Source organism: Streptomyces sp. NPDC056222, from assembly GCF_042264065.1.
Taxonomy (GTDB): domain Bacteria; phylum Actinomycetota; class Actinomycetes; order Streptomycetales; family Streptomycetaceae; genus Streptomyces.
The window spans coordinates 14,621-31,723 of sequence record NZ_JBHJTL010000046.1; the positions used below are offsets into that span (position 1 = coordinate 14,621).

The window sequence follows — 17,103 nt, forward strand, 5'->3', positions numbered from 1 at the left end:
AGTGAGGCGCCCCGTGCCCGCACCGTACGTGCAGCTCCCGGCGACCGACCGCGTTCTCTCGCCGCGCACCGGGTGGACCCGCGCGCACTGGGAGGCGGTGGCGGACGCCCTGCTCGCGGGAGTGGCTCCGTACGCCACACCCGGCTTCGCCCAGTACCGGCTGCCTGGCCGGGCCAGCTGGTCGGGCGTGGTCTGCGACGGCCTCGAGGGGTACGCGCGGACCTTCCTGCTCGCGGCCTTCCGGATCGCGGGAGCCGGCGGGGACGTGGACCCACGGCTCGTCGAGCGGTACGCGACGGGCCTGGCGGCCGGCACCGACCCGGCGTCCGGCGAGGCCTGGCCCCGGCTGACGGACTGCTCGCAGCAGATGGTCGAGGCCGCGTCCGTCGCCATCGGTCTGCACGAGACCCGCCCCTGGATCTGGGACCGGCTGGACACCCGGGTCCAGGAACGGGTCGTCGACTGGCTCTCCGGCTTCGTCGGTCACCGCACCTGGGACAACAACTGGCGGCTCTTCCAGGTCGTGTCCGAGCAGTTCCTCGCCTCCGTCGGCGCACCGTACGCCCAGGACGACATCGACGGCGGTCTGGACCGGATCGACGACTGGTACCTCGGCGACGGCTGGTACACCGACGGCGACGGCCGCAACTTCGACTACTACAACGGCTGGGCCCTGCATCTGTACCCGCTGCTGTGGGCGCGGATCGCCGCCGAGGAGGACGGCGACCGGGCCAAGGTCCACAAGGAGCGCCTCACCGCGTTCCTCGACGGATACGCGCACTTCTTCGGCGGCGACGGCGCGCCCGTGCACCAGGGCCGCTCGCTCGCCTACCGGTACGCCGCCGTCGCCCCGGTCTGGATGGGCGCGCTCAGCGGTGCCACACCGTACGCCCCCGGTCTGACCCGCCGTCTCGCGTCCGGCGCCGTACGCCACTTCACCGAGCGCGGGGTCCCCGACGAACGCGGGCTGCTCCCGCTCGGCTGGTACGACACCTTCCTGCCCAGCACCCAGCCCTACTCGGGACCCGCCTCGCCCTACTGGGCGAGCAAGGGCTTCCTCGGGCTGCTGCTGCCGCCGGACCACGAGGTGTGGACAGCACGCGAGCTGCCGCTGCCCGTCGAGGAGGCGGACCTGTACACCGCCCTTCCGGTACCGGGCTGGCTGCTGCACGGCACCCGGCACGACGGCATCGTCAGGCTGGTCAACCACGGCAGCGACCACAACCCGCCCGAGCCCGAGCCGGCCTCCGACGATCCGCACTACGCCAAGTTCGCCTACTCCACGCACACCGCACCGGAGAGCGCCCCGCACGCCTGGGAGCGCACGGTCGACAACCACATCGCCCTCGTCGACGCCGACGGCAGGGCCGGTCGACGCGTACGCATCCATCCGCTCGGCACCGGGGACCGCAGGGCCGCCTCCTGGTACGCGGCGCGGCTCCCCGGCGACGACACCGAGTACCGCATCGAGACCACCTCGCTGCTGCACGGACCGTGGGAGATCCGGGTGCACCGCGTCGAAGCACCCCCTGGAGTCACCGTCCGCGAAGGCGGACACGCGCTCGCCGACGCGCGGCAGCCGGCCGCACACACCGGACCGCACTGGGCCACGGCCCGTCGCCTCGACGGACTGACCAGCGCGGTCGTCGGACTGTACGGCTGGCACGAGAGCGCCGCCGTGGCCCGCGACATCGAGGCGAACGCCCTCGGCCCGCACTCGGCCGTCCCGTACGTCCGGTCCGCCGCGCTGCCGGGCGGACGCAGTGTCCATGTGACCCTCGTCGTCCTCTCCGGCGACGCCGTCCATCCGGCGGAGCTCCGCGAGGCCGTCTCGGTGACGGTCGACGACGGGTCAGGCGTGACCGTCCGCTTCCCCGACGGCACCGAACTCCGCGCCTGACCAGGGCGGTCGGGCCGGTCCTTCCCCCCAACCCAGCCCCTTGGAGGAGAGAGATGAACCGCTTCCTCGCGCACCTTCGTTCGGCGAGACCACCGGCTGTGACGGCCGCTCTGCTGGCCGTGCTCTCCATGGTCTCGTTCGCCCCGGCGTCAGCGGCACCCGAGCAGCGGGACGGTGGGAGTTCCACGTCCGTCCTGGCGGCGGGCTACGCCCTGACGGAGAACAAGTACCGGGCGGACGCGGGCCTCGGCACGTGCCTGCGCACCTTCAGCGGCAACGACACGGTGCAGGTCGGCGACTGCGCCGCCACGGGCACCCCCACCGACTTCACCTCCATGCGGCAGTGGCAGGCGGTGGACCAGGGCAACGGCTACGTCCTGCTCCAGAACAAGTACAGGACGGACGCCGGCCTCGGCAGCTGTCTGCGCACCTTCAGCGGCTCCGCCGACGTCCGCGCGGGTGCCTGCGCCGGGACGGGCACCCCCACCGACTACACCTCCATGCGCCTCTGGAAGACGGTCGACCAGGGCAACGGCTACGTCCTGCTCCAGAGCAAGTACCGGGCCGACGCGGGCCTCGGGACGTGCCTGCGCACCTTCAGCGGCAACGACACGGTGCAGGTCGGCGACTGCGCCGCGACGGGCGGAGCCACCGACTACACCTCCATGCGCCTCTGGGACTCCGCGGCCTTCGCCGCCGAAGGCTGGCCCACCCGCCCCGTCATAGGCCAGAAGCGGGCCCTGGTGATCGCCACACACTGGAACGACGCCACCCCGGCCGACCCCGCCCCGATCCGTCAGGCGACGCTCGGCGACGGCTACGCCTCCCTCCGGTCCTACCTCCAGGAGGTGTCCGGCGGAGCACTCGACCTCACGGGCGACATGCTGGAGGACGTCGACCTGGGCGCACGCCCGGCCGCCTGCGACTCCGGGGCGATCCGGAGCTCCGCGAGGGCGGCCGCACTGGCACGGGGGGTGAACCCCGACACGTACGACTACCTCCTCGTCGACATCTCCCGTCACTCGGCGTGCGCGTTCGAGGGGCTGGCCTCCCAGCCCGGCAACTGGATCATCTCCAACGGAGTCGGCCACAAGACGTGGATGTGGACCCATGAGTTCGGCCACAACCTCGGCTTCCAGCACTCCGCCACGCTCAAGAACTGTCCGACGGCGGGCACGGTGACACGGGTGAACGGCAGCTGCACCCAGGCCGGCGGCGACGACCCGACGGACACCATGGGTGGCGGCGGCATGCACCTCTACCCCGTCAGCTACCGCCAGTTCGCCGGCTGGATCCCGGACGCGCAGGTGGTCGGGATCGGGTCGACCGGTAGCTACTCGCTGGGCGTGCTGGGGGAGAGCGGCACCCAGGAGTACCGCATCGCCCGCGGTGACGGCACCTACCTGTCACTGGAGTTCCGCCGTCCCACGCCGCCGTACGACGCCTACACCGACAGCGATCCGCTGGTGAACGGCGTGATCGCACGCATCGTCACCAGCGGGGCGACGATGCACAACAGGCTCGTGGACGCCACGCCCGCGACCACGACCACCGCGGACGCGCCCCTGGCCGCGGGCAGGACGCTCGTGGACGAGATCGCCGACGCGGCGGTCACGGTCTGCTCCGTCACGGCTCAGGGCGCGAACCTCCGGGTCGCGGTGGGTGGCACGACACCGCCCGCCTGCTGATCCCGGTAGTGGACTCGGTGGTCCCCGGCTCAGCGGCGGGGGGCCACCGAGTCCCGTACGACGACATGGGTACCCAGGCGCACCCTCCTGCCCGTCGGTGGGCGCCAGGCGTCGTCGTCCTCGAGAGGGAGCGCGCAGCGGACGGCCCGACGACCCATCTCCTCCAGCGGGACATGGACGGTCGTCAGGCGGGGGCGCACCGTCAACGCGGCGGGGATGTCGTCGTACCCGACGAGGGAGATGTCCTCGGGAACGCGCCTCCCGGCCTCCTCCAGCGCCTGCAGCGCGCCGATGGCCACCATGTCGTTGGCGGCGAAGACGGCCGTGAACTCCAGGCCCGAGGCGAGGATCCGGGAGAGCTCGCGCCAGCCGAAGGCCGGGCTGAAGGCGCCGGTCCTGACGAGCTCGGGAGCGGGCTGGACGCCGCGCAGCGCGAGCGCCCTGCGATGTCCGGCCAGCCGGTCGCGGGTGGTGGAGAGGGCCGGCGGGCCGCCGAGGTACAGGATCCGCTCGTGGCCGTTGGTCAGCAGATGGTCGGTGATGGCGAAGGCACCGCCCTCGTTGTCGTACTCGACCGACGAGGTGGGCACCTCGTCGCCGATCGAGGGGCGGCCGCAGAGCACGAGCTTCATGCCCCCGTCGTCCAGCTCCCTTGCCTTGCGGGCCAGTTCACGCGTGTACGAGCGGTCGTCGGTGCTGCCGCCCACGAGGATCACCGCCGCGGCCCGGCGCTCCTGCATCAGCTCGATGGCCCCCAGCTCACGCTTCGGGTCGCCCTGGGTGGTGCACACCAGGCACAGCCGGTTGCCGGCCGAGGCCTCGCGTTCCACACCGCGCGCGATGAAGGCGTAGAAGGGGTCGACGACATCGTTGACGATGATGCCGACCGTCTGGCCGTCCGTGCCCGCCAGGGCGCGGGCATGGGCGTTGACGACATAGCCGAGCTCGCGCACGGCGGCCTCGACCCGCTCCCGCGTGACGGCCGAGACGGGGTAGTTCCGGTTCATGACGCGGGACACCGTCGCCGTCGAGACACCGGCGTGCCGGGCCACGTCCACGACGGTGGCGCGGCGCTGCCCCTCGGCGGCCGTCTTCCTGGTGGTCATGCGCGGCGCGCCAGATCCTCGTGGCGTACGGGGTGCAGCAGCGGCTCGCCCCGGGCGAAACGCGCGAGTTCGTCGACGGCCAGCGCGCCCAGGCGGCCGACCTCGTTGCCCAGGGCGCCGGCGACGTGGGGGGTGAGGAACGCGTTCGGCAGATCCCACAGGGGGTGGCCCTCGGGGAGGGGCTCGGGGGAGGTGACGTCGAGCACGGCGTCGAGGCGGCCGGCGACGAGCTGTTCGGTGAGGGCCTCGGTGTCGATCAGCGCGCCGCGGGCGGTGTTGACCACGAGCGTTCCGGGCCGCATCAGGCCGAGGCGACGGCGGTCCAAAAGGTGGTGGGTGTCCGGGGTGTCGGGCGCGTGGACCGTGACCACATCGCTGGTGGCGACGAGGGTGTCGAGGTCGACCAGGGTCCAGCCGTGGCGCTCGGCCTCGGCGGGAGTGACGTACGGGTCGTAGAGCCGCACCGTGGCGTCGAGCAGCCGCAGCATGTCGAGCAGCCGACGGCCGGTGTGGGAGGCGCCGATCACTCCGACGGTCAGGCCGTGCGCGCCGAGCCAGGGGCGGCCGCGCAGGTCGGCGGGGGTGCGATGGGTGCGACGCGTGCGGAACAGCTCGGCCAGGGAGAAGGCGCGTTTGGCTCCGAGCACGATCGCCGCGAAGGCGAACTCGGCGACGGGTACGGCGTTGGCCGCGGCCGCGGTCGAGACGAGGATGCCGCGGGCATGGACCTCCGGTGTGAGGAAGGTCTTCACGGTGCCGGCCGCGTGGATCACCGCGCGCAGGCGAGGCGCGGCGTCGAGTACGTCGGCGTCGACGGCGGGGCATCCCCAGCCCGTGACCAGCACCTCCGTCTCGGCGAGCAGCGACCGGGCGGCGGGCGAGGAGAACTCGGTCAGCGGGCCCGGTCGCAGCAGACGCGCCGTGGACAGCAGGCGCGCGTGCACATCGGGCGGGAAGACACTGTCCAGTTGAGCGGGATCCATGGCCAGTGCGGTGTGCGGCCGTCGGAGTGTGCGGGCTCCCACTGTGCCTCCGGGATAGTAAACGTGTACTGCGATGAGGGAACCGTAGGGACGCGGGAGTTGGAGCGTCAAGGGCTTCTTTTCAACGCACCCTATTGACGCGGGGGTTAAGCGGTTACTACCTTCCGGCGGCAGACACCCGTTACACCCGCTTGGCCCGATCGGGCGCCTCCCCGCCGAACAGGACTGTTCATGGCCGAAACAACGTCCCCTCCGCCGCGGGCCGTTCACCGACTCTCGCTACGGCAGCGGCTCCAGCGCGACAAAGTGATGCTGCTCCTGTGCCTGCCCGGCTTCCTGTACTTCGTGGTCTTCCACTACGTACCGCTGCTGGGGTATGTCGTGGCCTTCCAGGACTACCAGCCGTACCTGGGCTACATGCACAGCGTCTGGGTCGGCATCACGAACTTCACCTCGGCCTTCACCGACCCCGACTTCTGGTCGGCCACCGGCAACACCCTGACGATCGCCGTCGTGCAACTGGTCCTGTTCTTCCCGGTGCCGATCGCGCTGGCCATGCTTCTGAACAGCATCGTCAGCGACAGACTGCGCCGCTTCGTCCAGAGCGTCGTCTACCTGCCGCACTTCATCGGCTGGGTCATCATCGTCTCGATCTTCCAGCAGATCCTGGGAGGAGCGGGCGTCGTGCCCGATCTCCTCGCGGCGATCGGCCTGCCGCGCTACGACATGATGACCGACCCGGACGCGTTCCCCTGGCTGCTGGCGCTCCAGGTCATGTGGAAGGACGCCGGCTGGGGCACCATCATCATCCTCGCGGCGCTGCTCTCCATCGACCGCGGCCTCTACGAGGCGGCCGCGATGGACGGAGCGGGCCCCTGGCGCCGCTTCTGGCACGTCACCCTGCCCGGTCTCTCCCCGGTCGTCGTCCTGCTGCTGATCCTCAACCTCGGCAACATCCTGACCGTCGGCTTCGAGCAGATCCTCCTCCAGCGCGACGCGGTCGGCCCCGACGCCGGTGAAGTCCTCGACACCTACGTCTACTTCCACGGGATCAAGGACAACGAGTGGGGCACCGCCGCCGCCGTCGGCCTCGTCAAGGCCGTCATCGGCACCGTCCTCGTCGTCGGTGCCAACAAGTTCGCCCACCGGCTCGGCCACGAAGGGGTGTACCGCGGTGCTGACCGCTGAGAAGACATCGCGCCGCAAGGGCGCCCTCCCGCGACCCGTCCCCACAGGCGAGCCGGCCGACCCCCGCGAGCTGCGCCCCTCGGGTGCCCGGCCGCCGTGGATGGAGCAGCCGACGAAACTCGGCCTCGTCGGCAAGGCCCTCGTCATCGTCGTCGTCGTGGCGCTCGTCGCGTACCCGCTGCTCGGCGTGATCGGCACGAGCTTCGCCTCGCAGAGCGACATCATCACGTCCAGCGGGCTCGTCCTGTGGCCCGACCATCCCAACCTCGACGCCTACCGCACCGTCTTCACCGGTGGCGTCGTCACCCGCGCCCTGCTGGTCAGCCTGGGCGTCACCCTCGTCGGCACGCTCGCCAGCCTGCTCTGCACGATCGGCATGGCGTACGGCCTCTCGCGCCGGGAGGTGGTCGGCTCGCGCTTCGTCCTCATGACCGCCCTGTTCACCATGCTCTTCCACGCGGGCGTCATCCCCAACTTCCTCCTGGTGAAGGAGCTGGGCCTCTACAACACCTTCGCCGCGCTCGTCCTTCCGACCATGGTCAGCGCCTTCAACCTCGTCGTCATGAGGGCCTTCTTCATGAACCTGCCCGAGGAGCTGTACGACGCCGCGAAGGTCGACGGCGCCGGCGACTTCCGGATCCTCGTGCGGATCGTGCTGCCGCTGTCCAAGGCGGTCATCGCCGTGGTCGGTCTCTTCTACGCGGTCGCCTACTGGAACGCGTACTTCAACGCCCTCCTCTATCTCGGTGACAACGACAAGTGGCCGCTGCCGATGGTGCTGCGCACCTTCGTCCTCCAGGGGCAGAGCCTCGCCGACGGCTCCGTGGGAGAGGCCGCGTCTCCGCAGCAGGCGGTCCAGATGGCGGTGCTCGTCGTCGCGGTCGTACCGATCCTGCTCGTCTACCCCTTCCTCCAGCGGTTCTTCACCAAGGGCGTCCTCACCGGCGCGGTCAAGGGCTGACCGGTCGCCCGCAGACTCCCCACCCCCCTCGAACCTTCCTGTCCCGTACGCCATTTCGCTGAGGAGACTCAGATGTCCGGCTCCACATTCATCAATCGGCGCACCCTGTTCCGCTGGGGTGCGGGCGTCGGCCTCGGTGTGGCCGCGGCCCCGCTGCTCGCCGCCTGCGGCGACGGCGGCACCACGGCGAAGGCGGAGGCGAAGAGCGCCTCGCTGATCCCCCGCACCACGGTCCGCAACATCGGTCTCAAGCCCGATCTCGCGGGTACGGCCGCCGGTGTCCCGCAGGGCTACTTCTCGTACCCGGCCAAGCCGCTGCGCGCCACCCGGCCCACCCCGCTCAAGGGGGCGAAGAAGATCACGGCGACCACGGAGACCTTCACCACGCCACCGCCCGCCCGGGAGAAGAACGCCGCCTGGCGTGCCATCGAGGAGATGCTGGGCACCGAGGTGGACTTCACGGCCGTGCCCGCCGACGACTATCCCGCGAAGTTCTCCACGATGGTGGCCAGCGACAGCCTTCCGGACATCTTCATGTACCCGGAGACCGGCGGCGTCGACGACCTGCCCGGATTCCTCGGCGCCACGTGCGCCGATCTGACGCCGCACCTCGCGGGCGACGCGATCAAGGACTATCCGAACCTCGCGGCCATCCCCGAACAGGCCTGGCGCCAGGCGATCTTCGGCGGCAGGCTCTACGGCATCCCGATCACCCGCTACGGCACCACCGGCGCGGGCTTCTACCGCCACGACCTCTTCGCGCGGGCCGGTGTCACGAGCCTCGACCAGATCACCGACATGGACCGCTTCGTCGAGCTGGCCAAGGAGCTGACCCGGCCCAAGGAGAACCAGTACGCCTTCTCCGCCGGCGTCACGACCCTGCTCGCCGAGTCCGCGGGCGCCCCGTACTTCTGGTCCATGGACCCCGCCTCGGGGAAGTGGACGTACCAGCTGGAGACCGACGCGTACCGACTGGCCGTCGAGACGGCCGCCAAGCTGTACAAGGCGGGCTGCTTCTACCCGGGCACGGTCCAGATGGTCGGTGCGCAGAAGGCCGAGTACACCAACCTGTTCAAGAGCGGCAAGGCCGCCTACGTCTACGACGGGATGCCCGCCTTCCTCCAGCCCGGCACCGGCTACGTCGACGCGATGGCGGCCGTCGACCCCTCCTTCGACGTGCGGCCGATGACCCCCTTCGGCAAGAGCGCCGTCGCCTGGATGGACAACGTCGCCCTCCAGAACACCCACATCAGGAAGGCCGACGTCAAGCGGGTCAAGGAGATCCTCACCCTGGCGGACTTCGCGGCATCGCCGTTCGGCTCCGTCGAATACACCCTCATCCACTACGGCGTCGAGGGCGTCGACCACGAGCGCGACGCCAAGGGCAACCCGAAGCTCACCAAGCAGGGCATCCAGGACATCGCCGTGCCGTGGAACAAGCTCTCCTCGCCGGTACCGCCGCTGTTCAACGCGGCGTCCGCGGACGCCGTCCGGCACGTCCACGACGCGTACACCCGGTTGATCCCGATGATGCAGCACGACCCGACGCAGGAGTACGCCTCGCCGACCTGGGACTCCAAGGGCAACGGCAGCCTCCTCACCATCCACCAGGACGGCGTCAAGGACATCGTCGCGGGCCGAAAGCCGATCTCCTCGTACGACGCCGTGGTGCGCAAGTGGCGCGACGCGGGCGGCGACACATGCCGCGCCGAATTCGAGCAGGCTTCGCAGAAGGGGAAGAAGTGACCACCATGAGACGTACGCTCCTCACGAAGGCGGGCATCGCCGCCGTCGCCGCGGTGATCGCCCTGCCGCTGCTCGGCACCCCCGCCCGCGCCCACGGCTTCGACCCGAAGCCCGGCTCCGACGGCGTCGGCGACCCGCTCTTCCCGACCCTCGGCAACGGCGGCTACGACGTCCAGCACTACGACCTGTCGTTCGACTTCACCCCGGTGACCTACGACTTCACCGGCACCATGAAGATCCGCGCGAAGGCCACCCAGGACCTCTCCTCCTTCAACCTCGACGTCGACTCCCTCGCCATCGACGAGGTGAAGGTGAACGGCGAGGACGCCGCCTGGGCCGTCTCGCTCGGCAAGAGCGGCCAGGAACTCACCGTCACCCCGGCCGGCGGGCTGCGCGACCACCGCCCCTTCGAGGTCGCCGTGACCTACCACGGCAACGGGAAGACCAAGCCGATCGGCGCACCCGGCTGGCGCTACATGAGCGACGGCGGCTTCGCCTCCGCGGCTCAGTCGTCCCGCGCCGACACCTTCGCCCCCGTCAACGACACCCCCATGGACAAGGCGAGCTGGACCTTCCACCTCACCGCGCCCGACGGATGGACGCCCGCCGCCAACGGCACGGCTACCGGCATCCGTCCGGCCGGCGACGGGAAGACCACCTTCGACTTCCGCCTCGACGCCCCCATGGCCTCCGAACTCCTCGGCATCTCCGTGGAGAAGCAGACCCTGCTGACCGGGCGCGGACCGCACGGTGTGCGGCTGCGCCACTACGTCCCCGACGACCAGGTCGCCACCTACCGGCCGATCGTCGAGCAGACCGGCGGCCAGATCGCCTGGCTGGAGCAGACCCTCGGCGTCCGCTACCCCTTCGACACGTACGGGATGCAGATCGTCCGCGACGGGTACTCCGACGCCCTGGAGAACCAGACCCTCTCGCTCTTCGGGCCCGGCTGGTTCAAGAACGCGAGCACCTCGACGACGTACACGAACGTCATGATCCACGAGCTGACCCACCAGTGGTTCGGCGACTCGGTCACGCCCCGCACCTGGCAGAGCGCCTGGCTGAACGAGGGGCCGGCCGTCTACTACGCCGCCCTCTGGGCCGACCAGCAGGGCACCGCCTCCATGGAGGCCAAGATGCGCACGGCGTACGGGAAGCTCGACGCCGTGCGCAAGAGCGACGGTCCGCCCGGGCTGCCCACCGCGCTCGGCGGATTCAACATCTACGACGGTGCCGCCGTCGTCCTCTACGCCCTGCACCAGCGGGTCGGCCAGGAGGAATTCGACGCGATCATGAAGTCCTGGCTGATCAAGCACCGGCACGGCAACGCCGACTCCCAGGACTTCATCGACAACGCGGTGCGCGTCACGCACGACCCCACGCTGCGCCCCTTCCTGGAGGAGTGGCTGTTCGGCCTGGACAACCCGGCCATGCCCGGCCACCCCGACTGGAGCTGATGCCGACCATGAACGGCACCCGCCTGGTCCTGGCACTCGCCACGACGGCCGCCCTTCTCTCCGGCGCCCCGGCCGCGCAGGCCGCCCCGGCCACCGCGGCCGGGCCGGCACCCCGCGTCCTCCACGCCGCCCCCGACGGCTCCGGCTCGACCTGCAGCCCCGGCCGGCCCTGCTCCCTCGACGGCGCCCGTGACGCCGCCCGCACGGTCCACGGACGCGATGTACGCGTCGAACTGGCCGACGGCACCTACACGTTGAGCAAGCCACAGGAGCTCGGCGCGGCCGACTCCGGACGTGGCGGACACACCGTCACCTGGACGGCCGCCCCCGGGGCCGACCCCGTACTCTCCGGCGGCCGGGCGCTCACCGGCTGGTCCGAGAACGTGGACGGCACCTGGACCGCCAAGGCCCCCGACGGTGTCACCCCGCGCCAGCTCTTCGTCGACGGCGTACGGGCCGTCCGGGCGCGCGGCGACTCCTGCGCCGCCCCCGTGTGCGACGCCACCAAGGCCGGTATGACCGGCGCGCGGGCCACCGGCATCGCCGACTGGGCGCGCCCCACCGACGCGGAGGCCGTCATCCGGGTCCGGTGGCGCAACTACCACTGCCGGATCACTGCCGTCAGCGGCGACGTGATGACGTTCGCACAGCCCTGCTGGACCAACTCGGCCTCCGGCACCGACCGCACCGGGCCGGCCTGGGACACGACCACCGTCGACTCGTCCCGCTACACGAAGGTCTCCTTCTTCGAGAACGCCCGGGAACTGCTCGACCAACCGGGCGAATTCGTCTGGGACTCGGCCGCGCGCACCGTCACCTACCTGCCGCGCCGGGGCGAGAATATGCGCCGCGCCGAGACCGTCAGCCCGGTCACCGAGAACCTGCTCGTCCTCGACGGCGCGCACGATCTCCGGGTGACGGGCATCGGCTTCGCGTACGCCGCCTATCTGCAGCCCTCCACGGACGAGGGGTACGCGGGGATGCAGGCGGGACTCACCCTGACGGGTGCCACCGGGCCCACCGACCACGCGGGTCGCTACTACACCAAGCCCGCCGCCGCGCTCACCGTCCGGGGCGGACGGCAGGTGGTCGTCGACCACGTGGCGTTCACCCGTCTCGGCGGCGCCGGCGTGGTCTTCGAGCAGGGCACCCAGGACTCCACCCTCACCCGCTCCCGGTTCACCGACCTCTCCTCCGGAGCCGTCTACATCGGTGACACGGAACCCATGCCGGCCGCCGAGCTCGCGGGGGCCCGCAACACCGTGTCGTACAACACGATCCGACGCACGGGAGTGGAATACACCGACGCCGTCGGCATCTGGGCCGGGTACGAGGCCGAGACCGTCATCGACCACAACACCCTCGACGACCTGCCGTACTCCGGCATCTCCGTCGGCTGGGGCTGGAACCAGCCCGAAGCCCGGACTTCCGTGCTGCGCGACAACCGCGTCACGAACAACCGGATCACCAACGTCATGCGTGTCGCGTACGACCAGCACGACGGCGGCGCCGTCTACACCCAGGGCGCCCAGCCCGGCACCGTGATCTCCGGCAACTACATCAACCGCAGCGCGTACGGCAACACCGAGCGCGACGGCAACGGCATCTACCTCGACGAACAGTCCAGCCACATCACCGTCACCCGCAACGTGCTCACCCGCGTGGGCTACAAGTGGGTCTCCAACTGGGCCGACTACGGCATCGACAACCACGCCACCGGCAACTGGACCGACACCGCCGCCCCCGCCCTCACGGGCACCGGCTCGACCATGACCGCCAACCGCACCGGGCTCGACCGACTGCCCGCAGAGGCGCTGCACGTCGCCGCGACCGCGGGCGCCGGAGGACGTGGCCCGGTCGAACAGCTCCGCCCCGACCTGGCCCGGGCGGGCACGGCCACCCAGTCGTCCACCGACGGCACGGCGACCGCGGACCACGCCACGGACGGCGACACCACCACCGACACCCGCACCCTCGCCGAACCCGGCGCATGGTGGCAGGTGGACCTCGGCGACACCCGTCACGTCGGACAGATCGAGGTCTGGAACAACACCTCGATGACCACGGCCGACTTCGACGTCCAGGTGGCCACCACGGCGGACTTCTCCGACGCCACGACGCTCCACGTCACCGGCAAGGCGCTCCGACCCACCCTTCTGGACACCGACAGAGAGGCCCGATACGTGAGGATCAAGCTCAGCGGCACCGGACGCGTGGCCCTGGCCCATGTCCTGATCCACCCGTAGGCCTCTTCACAGGAAGGCAGCTCCCATGCCCACCCCCTCCGATCTGCGTCTCGGCGTCCTCGGCTACGGACTGCGCGGCACCCTCGCCCGCACCGCCCACCGGCCGGGCGCGGGCTCCCGAATCACCGCGCTCGCCGACCACGACGCCACGGCGCGGACGGAGGGGGCGCTCGCCTTCCCCGGCGCGCGGGTGACCGACGACCACCGGGAGGTGCTCGCCGACCCCGACATCGACGCGGTCCTCGTCCTCACCCCCGACCACACCCACGCCGACGTCACCTGCGAAGCCCTGAAGGCCGGCAAACCCGTCTTCGTCGAGAAGCCCCTCGACATCGCCATCGAGCGGTGCGACGAGATCCTGCGGACCGCCCGCGAGACCGGGACACGGCTGTACGTCGGCCACAACATGCGCCACATGCCGGTCGTCCGTCTGATGCGCGACATCATCGCGCGCGGCGAGATCGGCGAGGTCAAGACCGTATGGGTACGGCACTTCGTGGGCTACGGAGGCGACTGGTACTTCAAGGACTGGCACGCCGAACGACGCAACACCACCGGGCTGTTGCTGCAGAAGGCCGCGCACGACATCGACGTCCTGCACTGGCTCGCCGGCGGCTGGACGCGCCAGGTGCAGGCCCTCGGCGACCTGATGGTCTACGGCGACAACCCGCACCGCCGCGCGCCGGGCGAGCCCAAGGCGGACGACTGGTACACGGCCGACGGCCACTGGCCCCCGCACACCCAGCGCGCCCTCAACCCGGTGATCGACGTCGAGGACGTGTCGATGGTCAACATGCGCCTCGACAACGGGGTGTTGGCCGCCTACCAGCAGTGCCACTTCACCCCCGACTACTGGCGCAACTACACCGTCATCGGCGACGCCGGACGTCTGGAGAACTTCGGCGACGGACCCGGGGGAGTGGTGAAGGTCTGGAACTCCCGCCGCTCGACCTACCGTCCGGAGGCCGACGCCGCATACGCCGTGCCGGACGCCGAGGACAACGCCGGACATGGAGGCGCCGACCCCCTGCTCATCGACGAGTTCCTGCGCTTCGTCCGCGAGGGCGGCCGCACCGACACCTCACCGGTCGCCGCCCGCATGGCCGTCGCCGCGGGCGTCCGTGCCACCGAGTCGCTGCGCGACGGCGGCACACCCCGCGAAGTCCCGGCCCTCGACCCTGAACTCGTCGCCTACTTCGAGCGCGGACAGCGCCCTTGATAGCGTTCCGTTCGCCGGTCGAACGGATCAAGGAAGGGCGACAGCCGTGCGGGAAGTGACACGTCACGAGGTCGACGAGCAGCGGATCGTCCAAGCGCTGGAGGACATCGGCGGGCGGGCGTTCGGGCATTGGCACGGGCTGCGCTACAACAGACTGTCCCTGCAGGCGCTGCGGGAGATGGGCGACGAGCTGCTCGACCACGTAGCCGCTCGCACCCTGGAGGAACCCGCGCTCGGCTCCGCGCCCTCGCGCAGGGCCTTGCTGACCTCGGCGGCGTGCGCGTTCGGGGTGCTGGAACTCGGGGCCTTCCCCGACGGGGACTGGGAGATCTCCTTCCCGCTCGTGGGCGAGACGCTGAGCAGCGACGAGTTCAGCTTCGGGCACGGCGTCGACCAGGTGCCCACCGCGCGGACCTGGCTGGACGCGTTCGGGCTCTGCCTGGTCAGCGGTGTCGTACGCGAACGGGAGCGGGTGATCGGACTGCTGCTGCGGGAGGACTACGCGCCCGCGATCCGTGACGGCGTGCCGTACTCCCGGCTGGAGTCGCGATCGGAGCCGGCGGACCTGGCGGAGATGGACGCCCTGTGCGGCTACCTGACCCCGTCGCGCGGGCACCTGCCCCGGGACTGGCCGTCCGTGACGCTCTGCATGCCGGAGGCCGAGGAGCGCGCCGGGGCGGTGCGCCGCCTCGACGCCGTCGATGTGCTCTCGCCCGACCAGCAACTCCTGCGTGTGCTCCTGGAGGACGACCAGCCGGCCTTCGAAGAAGCCCTGGCCGACCGTCTCGTCCGGCACCGCGAGAGTGTGGAGGCCGACGCCGCCCCGCGCAGCCTGCTGCCGGTCGGTGCGATCGCGCTGGCCGCACTGGCCGTTCAGGTGCACGGGTGGGACCTGGGTGTCACGTCCGGCTATCTGCCGGAAGCCCTGCTGCGTGCCCCGGAGGGCGCTCCGAGCGTCGGCGTCTGACGGCCGGGCCGACGTACGGGCCGACCTCCGTTCCGACGTCCGGTTCGAAGTCGGCGTGGCGGCCGACGGCCGGGAGCCGGGGCCTACCGCCCGAGCCAGCCGCGCAGGAGTCGGCTCACGGCCGGCATCGCCACGTACGTCATCAGGACGTTGAACACGCACGCCATGACCGCGCTGCTGAGGAGGAGGGGCAGCGCGGTCAGGTGGGGTACGAGGAAATAGCCGCCGAGGACGGAGATCGGGTAGATCGCCAGGGTCGCGCTGATCGCCATCTTCCATCGTGGCGGCGCGGGTCTGGTCGAGCCCGGCTTGGCGAACCACGTCTCCATGCCGGTCAGTCGCCGCCGGGCGATCTCGGTGTGGTGGTGCCCCTCGCAGTCCGCGAACCACGCCGCCCGCTCCGGTGACTCCTGCCACTCCCGGCAGGCCGCCGCGTCACGGAAGCGATGGACGAGGAACCAGGGGGCGTCGCCTCCGGAGGAGCGGAAGAGCCCGTAGCCGAGATGGCCGGGAAAGGTGGCCGCACTGGCGAGGATGCCCTGCGCCCATTTCTCGAACGCGGCTTCGTACCCGGGCTCCACCCGGCGGGCTATCAGCAGCGTCACCTCGCCGGTGTCGGCGGGGACGGCGGCGTGCTCCAGACTCACAGCGGTCACTCGTACTCCTCATGATCACGCCGCGCCCGCGCCCACTCTACGCGGCGCCCCCGCCCCTCCTCGGGCCGCCGCCCTCAGTAGTACCGGCGCATGATCTCCGTGGTCCACGCAGGCTGGCTCACATCGCCGATCGGGCCGAACTCGGCCATGTAGGGCTTGATGTCGAGGACGGGCGTCCCGTCGACCGCGTCGAGGCCCGTCACATGGATGTCGAGTCCATCGGTCCTGACCAGTCGGCAGCGTGAGACGCCGAGCCGGTTGGGACGGTTCTTGCCGCGCTGGGCGAAGATGCCGACCAGCGGCCAGTCGGTGTTGCCCCGCGGGTGGCGAGCGCCGGTCTCGATCTTCTGGGGCGGTACACGGTCGAAGTGGTACACGACCTCGATGTGCGAGAAGGCGTCGAGCCCGGCGAGCGCGTCGGGGGTGAACCGGTCCCCGTCCAGGCGGATGACGGCGGACACCTCGCCCCAGGCGTCGTCGTACACCTCGCCACGGCCGCCGACGACCCGCCCCACCGGCAGGGAGACGACCTCGGAAGGTGAGGCCCCGAGCGCGCCGTCGACCGGCGCATCGCCCGCATCGGCCCGGTGCACGGAGAGCGGCACGTCGTCTCCGGGGACGCCCAGCAGTCGGCTCAACTCGTCGCGCAGCGACCGCAGCAGCCGCTCGACGACGTCCGGGGTGCAGGACTCCTCGCAGCTGACGAAGCCCACGGGCGAGTGCGGTGCGCAGCCCTGCCATGCCGGCCGCCGGCCCGTGGCGGCATCGGGACCGACCTGCTGCCAGGTCACCCGGCAGTGGCCGTCCGGCAGGCCGAGATCGGTGGCGACCGCGGCGGCGATGCCTTCCAGGGCGGCCCGACCGGGGCTCGGCTCGGGAGACAGGAGGGCGATCACAGGCATGGGACGGCCTTTCCGGAGGGGTACGGCAGCGCGCGCTGATCACACGCCTGGCGAGGTTACGTCTCTCCGGGCCGCGGCGGTGCA

At 71.1% G+C, this 17,103-nt stretch carries 13 protein-coding genes; 9 read left to right on the plus strand and 4 right to left on the minus strand.

What is annotated here, in order from left to right:
• Nucleotides 1-13 precede the first annotated feature (13 nt).
• Both ACFC0D_RS21720 and ACFC0D_RS21725 read left to right on the plus strand, forming a co-directional pair.
• Nucleotides 14-1,900 (plus strand): DUF2264 domain-containing protein, encoded by a 1,887-nt coding sequence (locus ACFC0D_RS21720; RefSeq protein ID WP_376438255.1) that lies wholly within the window; start codon nt 14-16, stop codon nt 1,898-1,900.
• A 98-nt stretch (nt 1,901-1,998) separates the two neighbouring features.
• Complete coding sequence (locus ACFC0D_RS21725) at nt 1,999-3,588, plus strand: hypothetical protein (protein WP_376438257.1); 1,590 nt, start codon at nt 1,999-2,001, stop codon at nt 3,586-3,588.
• 29 nt (nt 3,589-3,617) lie between these two features.
• On the opposite strand, the gene ACFC0D_RS21730 is transcribed toward ACFC0D_RS21725, so the two are convergent.
• Complete coding sequence (locus tag ACFC0D_RS21730) at nt 3,618-4,694, minus strand: LacI family DNA-binding transcriptional regulator (protein WP_376438260.1); 1,077 nt, start codon at nt 4,692-4,694, stop codon at nt 3,618-3,620.
• Nucleotides 4,691-5,677, minus strand: coding sequence for a hydroxyacid dehydrogenase (locus tag ACFC0D_RS21735; RefSeq protein WP_376438263.1), 987 nt, complete (start codon nt 5,675-5,677; stop codon nt 4,691-4,693). The genes ACFC0D_RS21730 and ACFC0D_RS21735 overlap by 4 nt, the downstream gene beginning before the upstream one ends.
• 309 nt (nt 5,678-5,986) lie before the next feature.
• Here ACFC0D_RS21735 and ACFC0D_RS21740 point away from each other — a divergent pair, with 309 nt between their 5' ends.
• The 7 genes from ACFC0D_RS21740 to ACFC0D_RS21770 all read left to right on the plus strand — a co-directional run bounded on the left by ACFC0D_RS21740 (nt 5,987) and on the right by ACFC0D_RS21770 (nt 15,461).
• Nucleotides 5,987-6,865 (plus strand): ABC transporter permease, encoded by an 879-nt coding sequence (locus tag ACFC0D_RS21740; RefSeq protein WP_376438368.1) that lies wholly within the window; start codon nt 5,987-5,989, stop codon nt 6,863-6,865.
• Between the two features lie 100 nt (nt 6,866-6,965).
• Entirely contained in the window at nt 6,966-7,826 is an 861-nt protein-coding gene (locus ACFC0D_RS21745; RefSeq protein ID WP_376438371.1) for a carbohydrate ABC transporter permease, read from the plus strand.
• 72 nt (nt 7,827-7,898) lie between these two features.
• The gene (locus tag ACFC0D_RS21750) at nt 7,899-9,572 is read left to right on the plus strand and encodes an extracellular solute-binding protein (RefSeq protein WP_376438266.1); all 1,674 of its coding nucleotides are present in this window, start codon (nt 7,899-7,901) and stop codon (nt 9,570-9,572) included.
• A 5-nt stretch (nt 9,573-9,577) separates the two neighbouring features.
• The gene (locus ACFC0D_RS21755) at nt 9,578-11,029 is read left to right on the plus strand and encodes a M1 family metallopeptidase (protein WP_376438269.1); all 1,452 of its coding nucleotides are present in this window, start codon (nt 9,578-9,580) and stop codon (nt 11,027-11,029) included.
• Nucleotides 11,029-13,275, plus strand: coding sequence for a right-handed parallel beta-helix repeat-containing protein (locus ACFC0D_RS21760; protein WP_376438272.1), 2,247 nt, complete (start codon nt 11,029-11,031; stop codon nt 13,273-13,275). Before ACFC0D_RS21755 ends, ACFC0D_RS21760 begins: the two co-directional genes overlap by 1 nt.
• Nucleotides 13,276-13,300: 25 nt before the next feature.
• Nucleotides 13,301-14,494: a Gfo/Idh/MocA family protein gene (locus ACFC0D_RS21765; RefSeq protein ID WP_376438275.1), complete on the plus strand. Its 1,194-nt coding sequence runs from the start codon at nt 13,301-13,303 to the stop codon at nt 14,492-14,494.
• Nucleotides 14,495-14,540: 46 nt separating this feature from the next.
• Nucleotides 14,541-15,461 carry an immunity 49 family protein gene (locus ACFC0D_RS21770; RefSeq protein WP_376438278.1) on the plus strand — a complete coding sequence of 307 codons (921 nt, stop codon included), beginning with the start codon at nt 14,541-14,543 and terminating at the stop codon, nt 15,459-15,461.
• An 83-nt stretch (nt 15,462-15,544) separates the two neighbouring features.
• Here the strand turns inward: ACFC0D_RS21770 and ACFC0D_RS21775 are convergent, their stop codons facing one another.
• Both ACFC0D_RS21775 and ACFC0D_RS21780 read right to left on the minus strand, forming a co-directional pair.
• A complete protein-coding gene (locus ACFC0D_RS21775) occupies nt 15,545-16,117 on the minus strand; it encodes an antibiotic biosynthesis monooxygenase (RefSeq protein ID WP_376438281.1) in 573 nt (190 codons plus the stop codon).
• Between the two features lie 74 nt (nt 16,118-16,191).
• Complete coding sequence (locus tag ACFC0D_RS21780) at nt 16,192-16,638, minus strand: SAM-dependent methyltransferase (RefSeq protein WP_376438374.1); 447 nt, start codon at nt 16,636-16,638, stop codon at nt 16,192-16,194.
• Between the last annotated feature and the right edge of the window lie 465 nt (nt 16,639-17,103).

What these genes read in the sequence shown, in the direction of transcription:
- ACFC0D_RS21750 (WP_376438266.1), top strand. Translation starts at nt 7,899, where the DNA reads ATGTCCGGCTCCACATTCATCAATCGGCGCACCCTGTTCCGCTGGGGT.
- ACFC0D_RS21730 (WP_376438260.1), bottom strand. Translation starts at nt 4,694, where the DNA reads ATGACCACCAGGAAGACGGCCGCCGAGGGGCAGCGCCGCGCCACCGTC.
- ACFC0D_RS21740 (WP_376438368.1), top strand. Translation starts at nt 5,987, where the DNA reads ATGCTGCTCCTGTGCCTGCCCGGCTTCCTGTACTTCGTGGTCTTCCAC.
- ACFC0D_RS21745 (WP_376438371.1), top strand. Translation starts at nt 6,966, where the DNA reads ATGGAGCAGCCGACGAAACTCGGCCTCGTCGGCAAGGCCCTCGTCATC.
- ACFC0D_RS21760 (WP_376438272.1), top strand. Translation starts at nt 11,029, where the DNA reads ATGCCGACCATGAACGGCACCCGCCTGGTCCTGGCACTCGCCACGACG.
- ACFC0D_RS21755 (WP_376438269.1), top strand. Translation starts at nt 9,578, where the DNA reads ATGAGACGTACGCTCCTCACGAAGGCGGGCATCGCCGCCGTCGCCGCG.
- ACFC0D_RS21735 (WP_376438263.1), bottom strand. Translation starts at nt 5,677, where the DNA reads ATGGATCCCGCTCAACTGGACAGTGTCTTCCCGCCCGATGTGCACGCG.
- ACFC0D_RS21765 (WP_376438275.1), top strand. Translation starts at nt 13,301, where the DNA reads ATGCCCACCCCCTCCGATCTGCGTCTCGGCGTCCTCGGCTACGGACTG.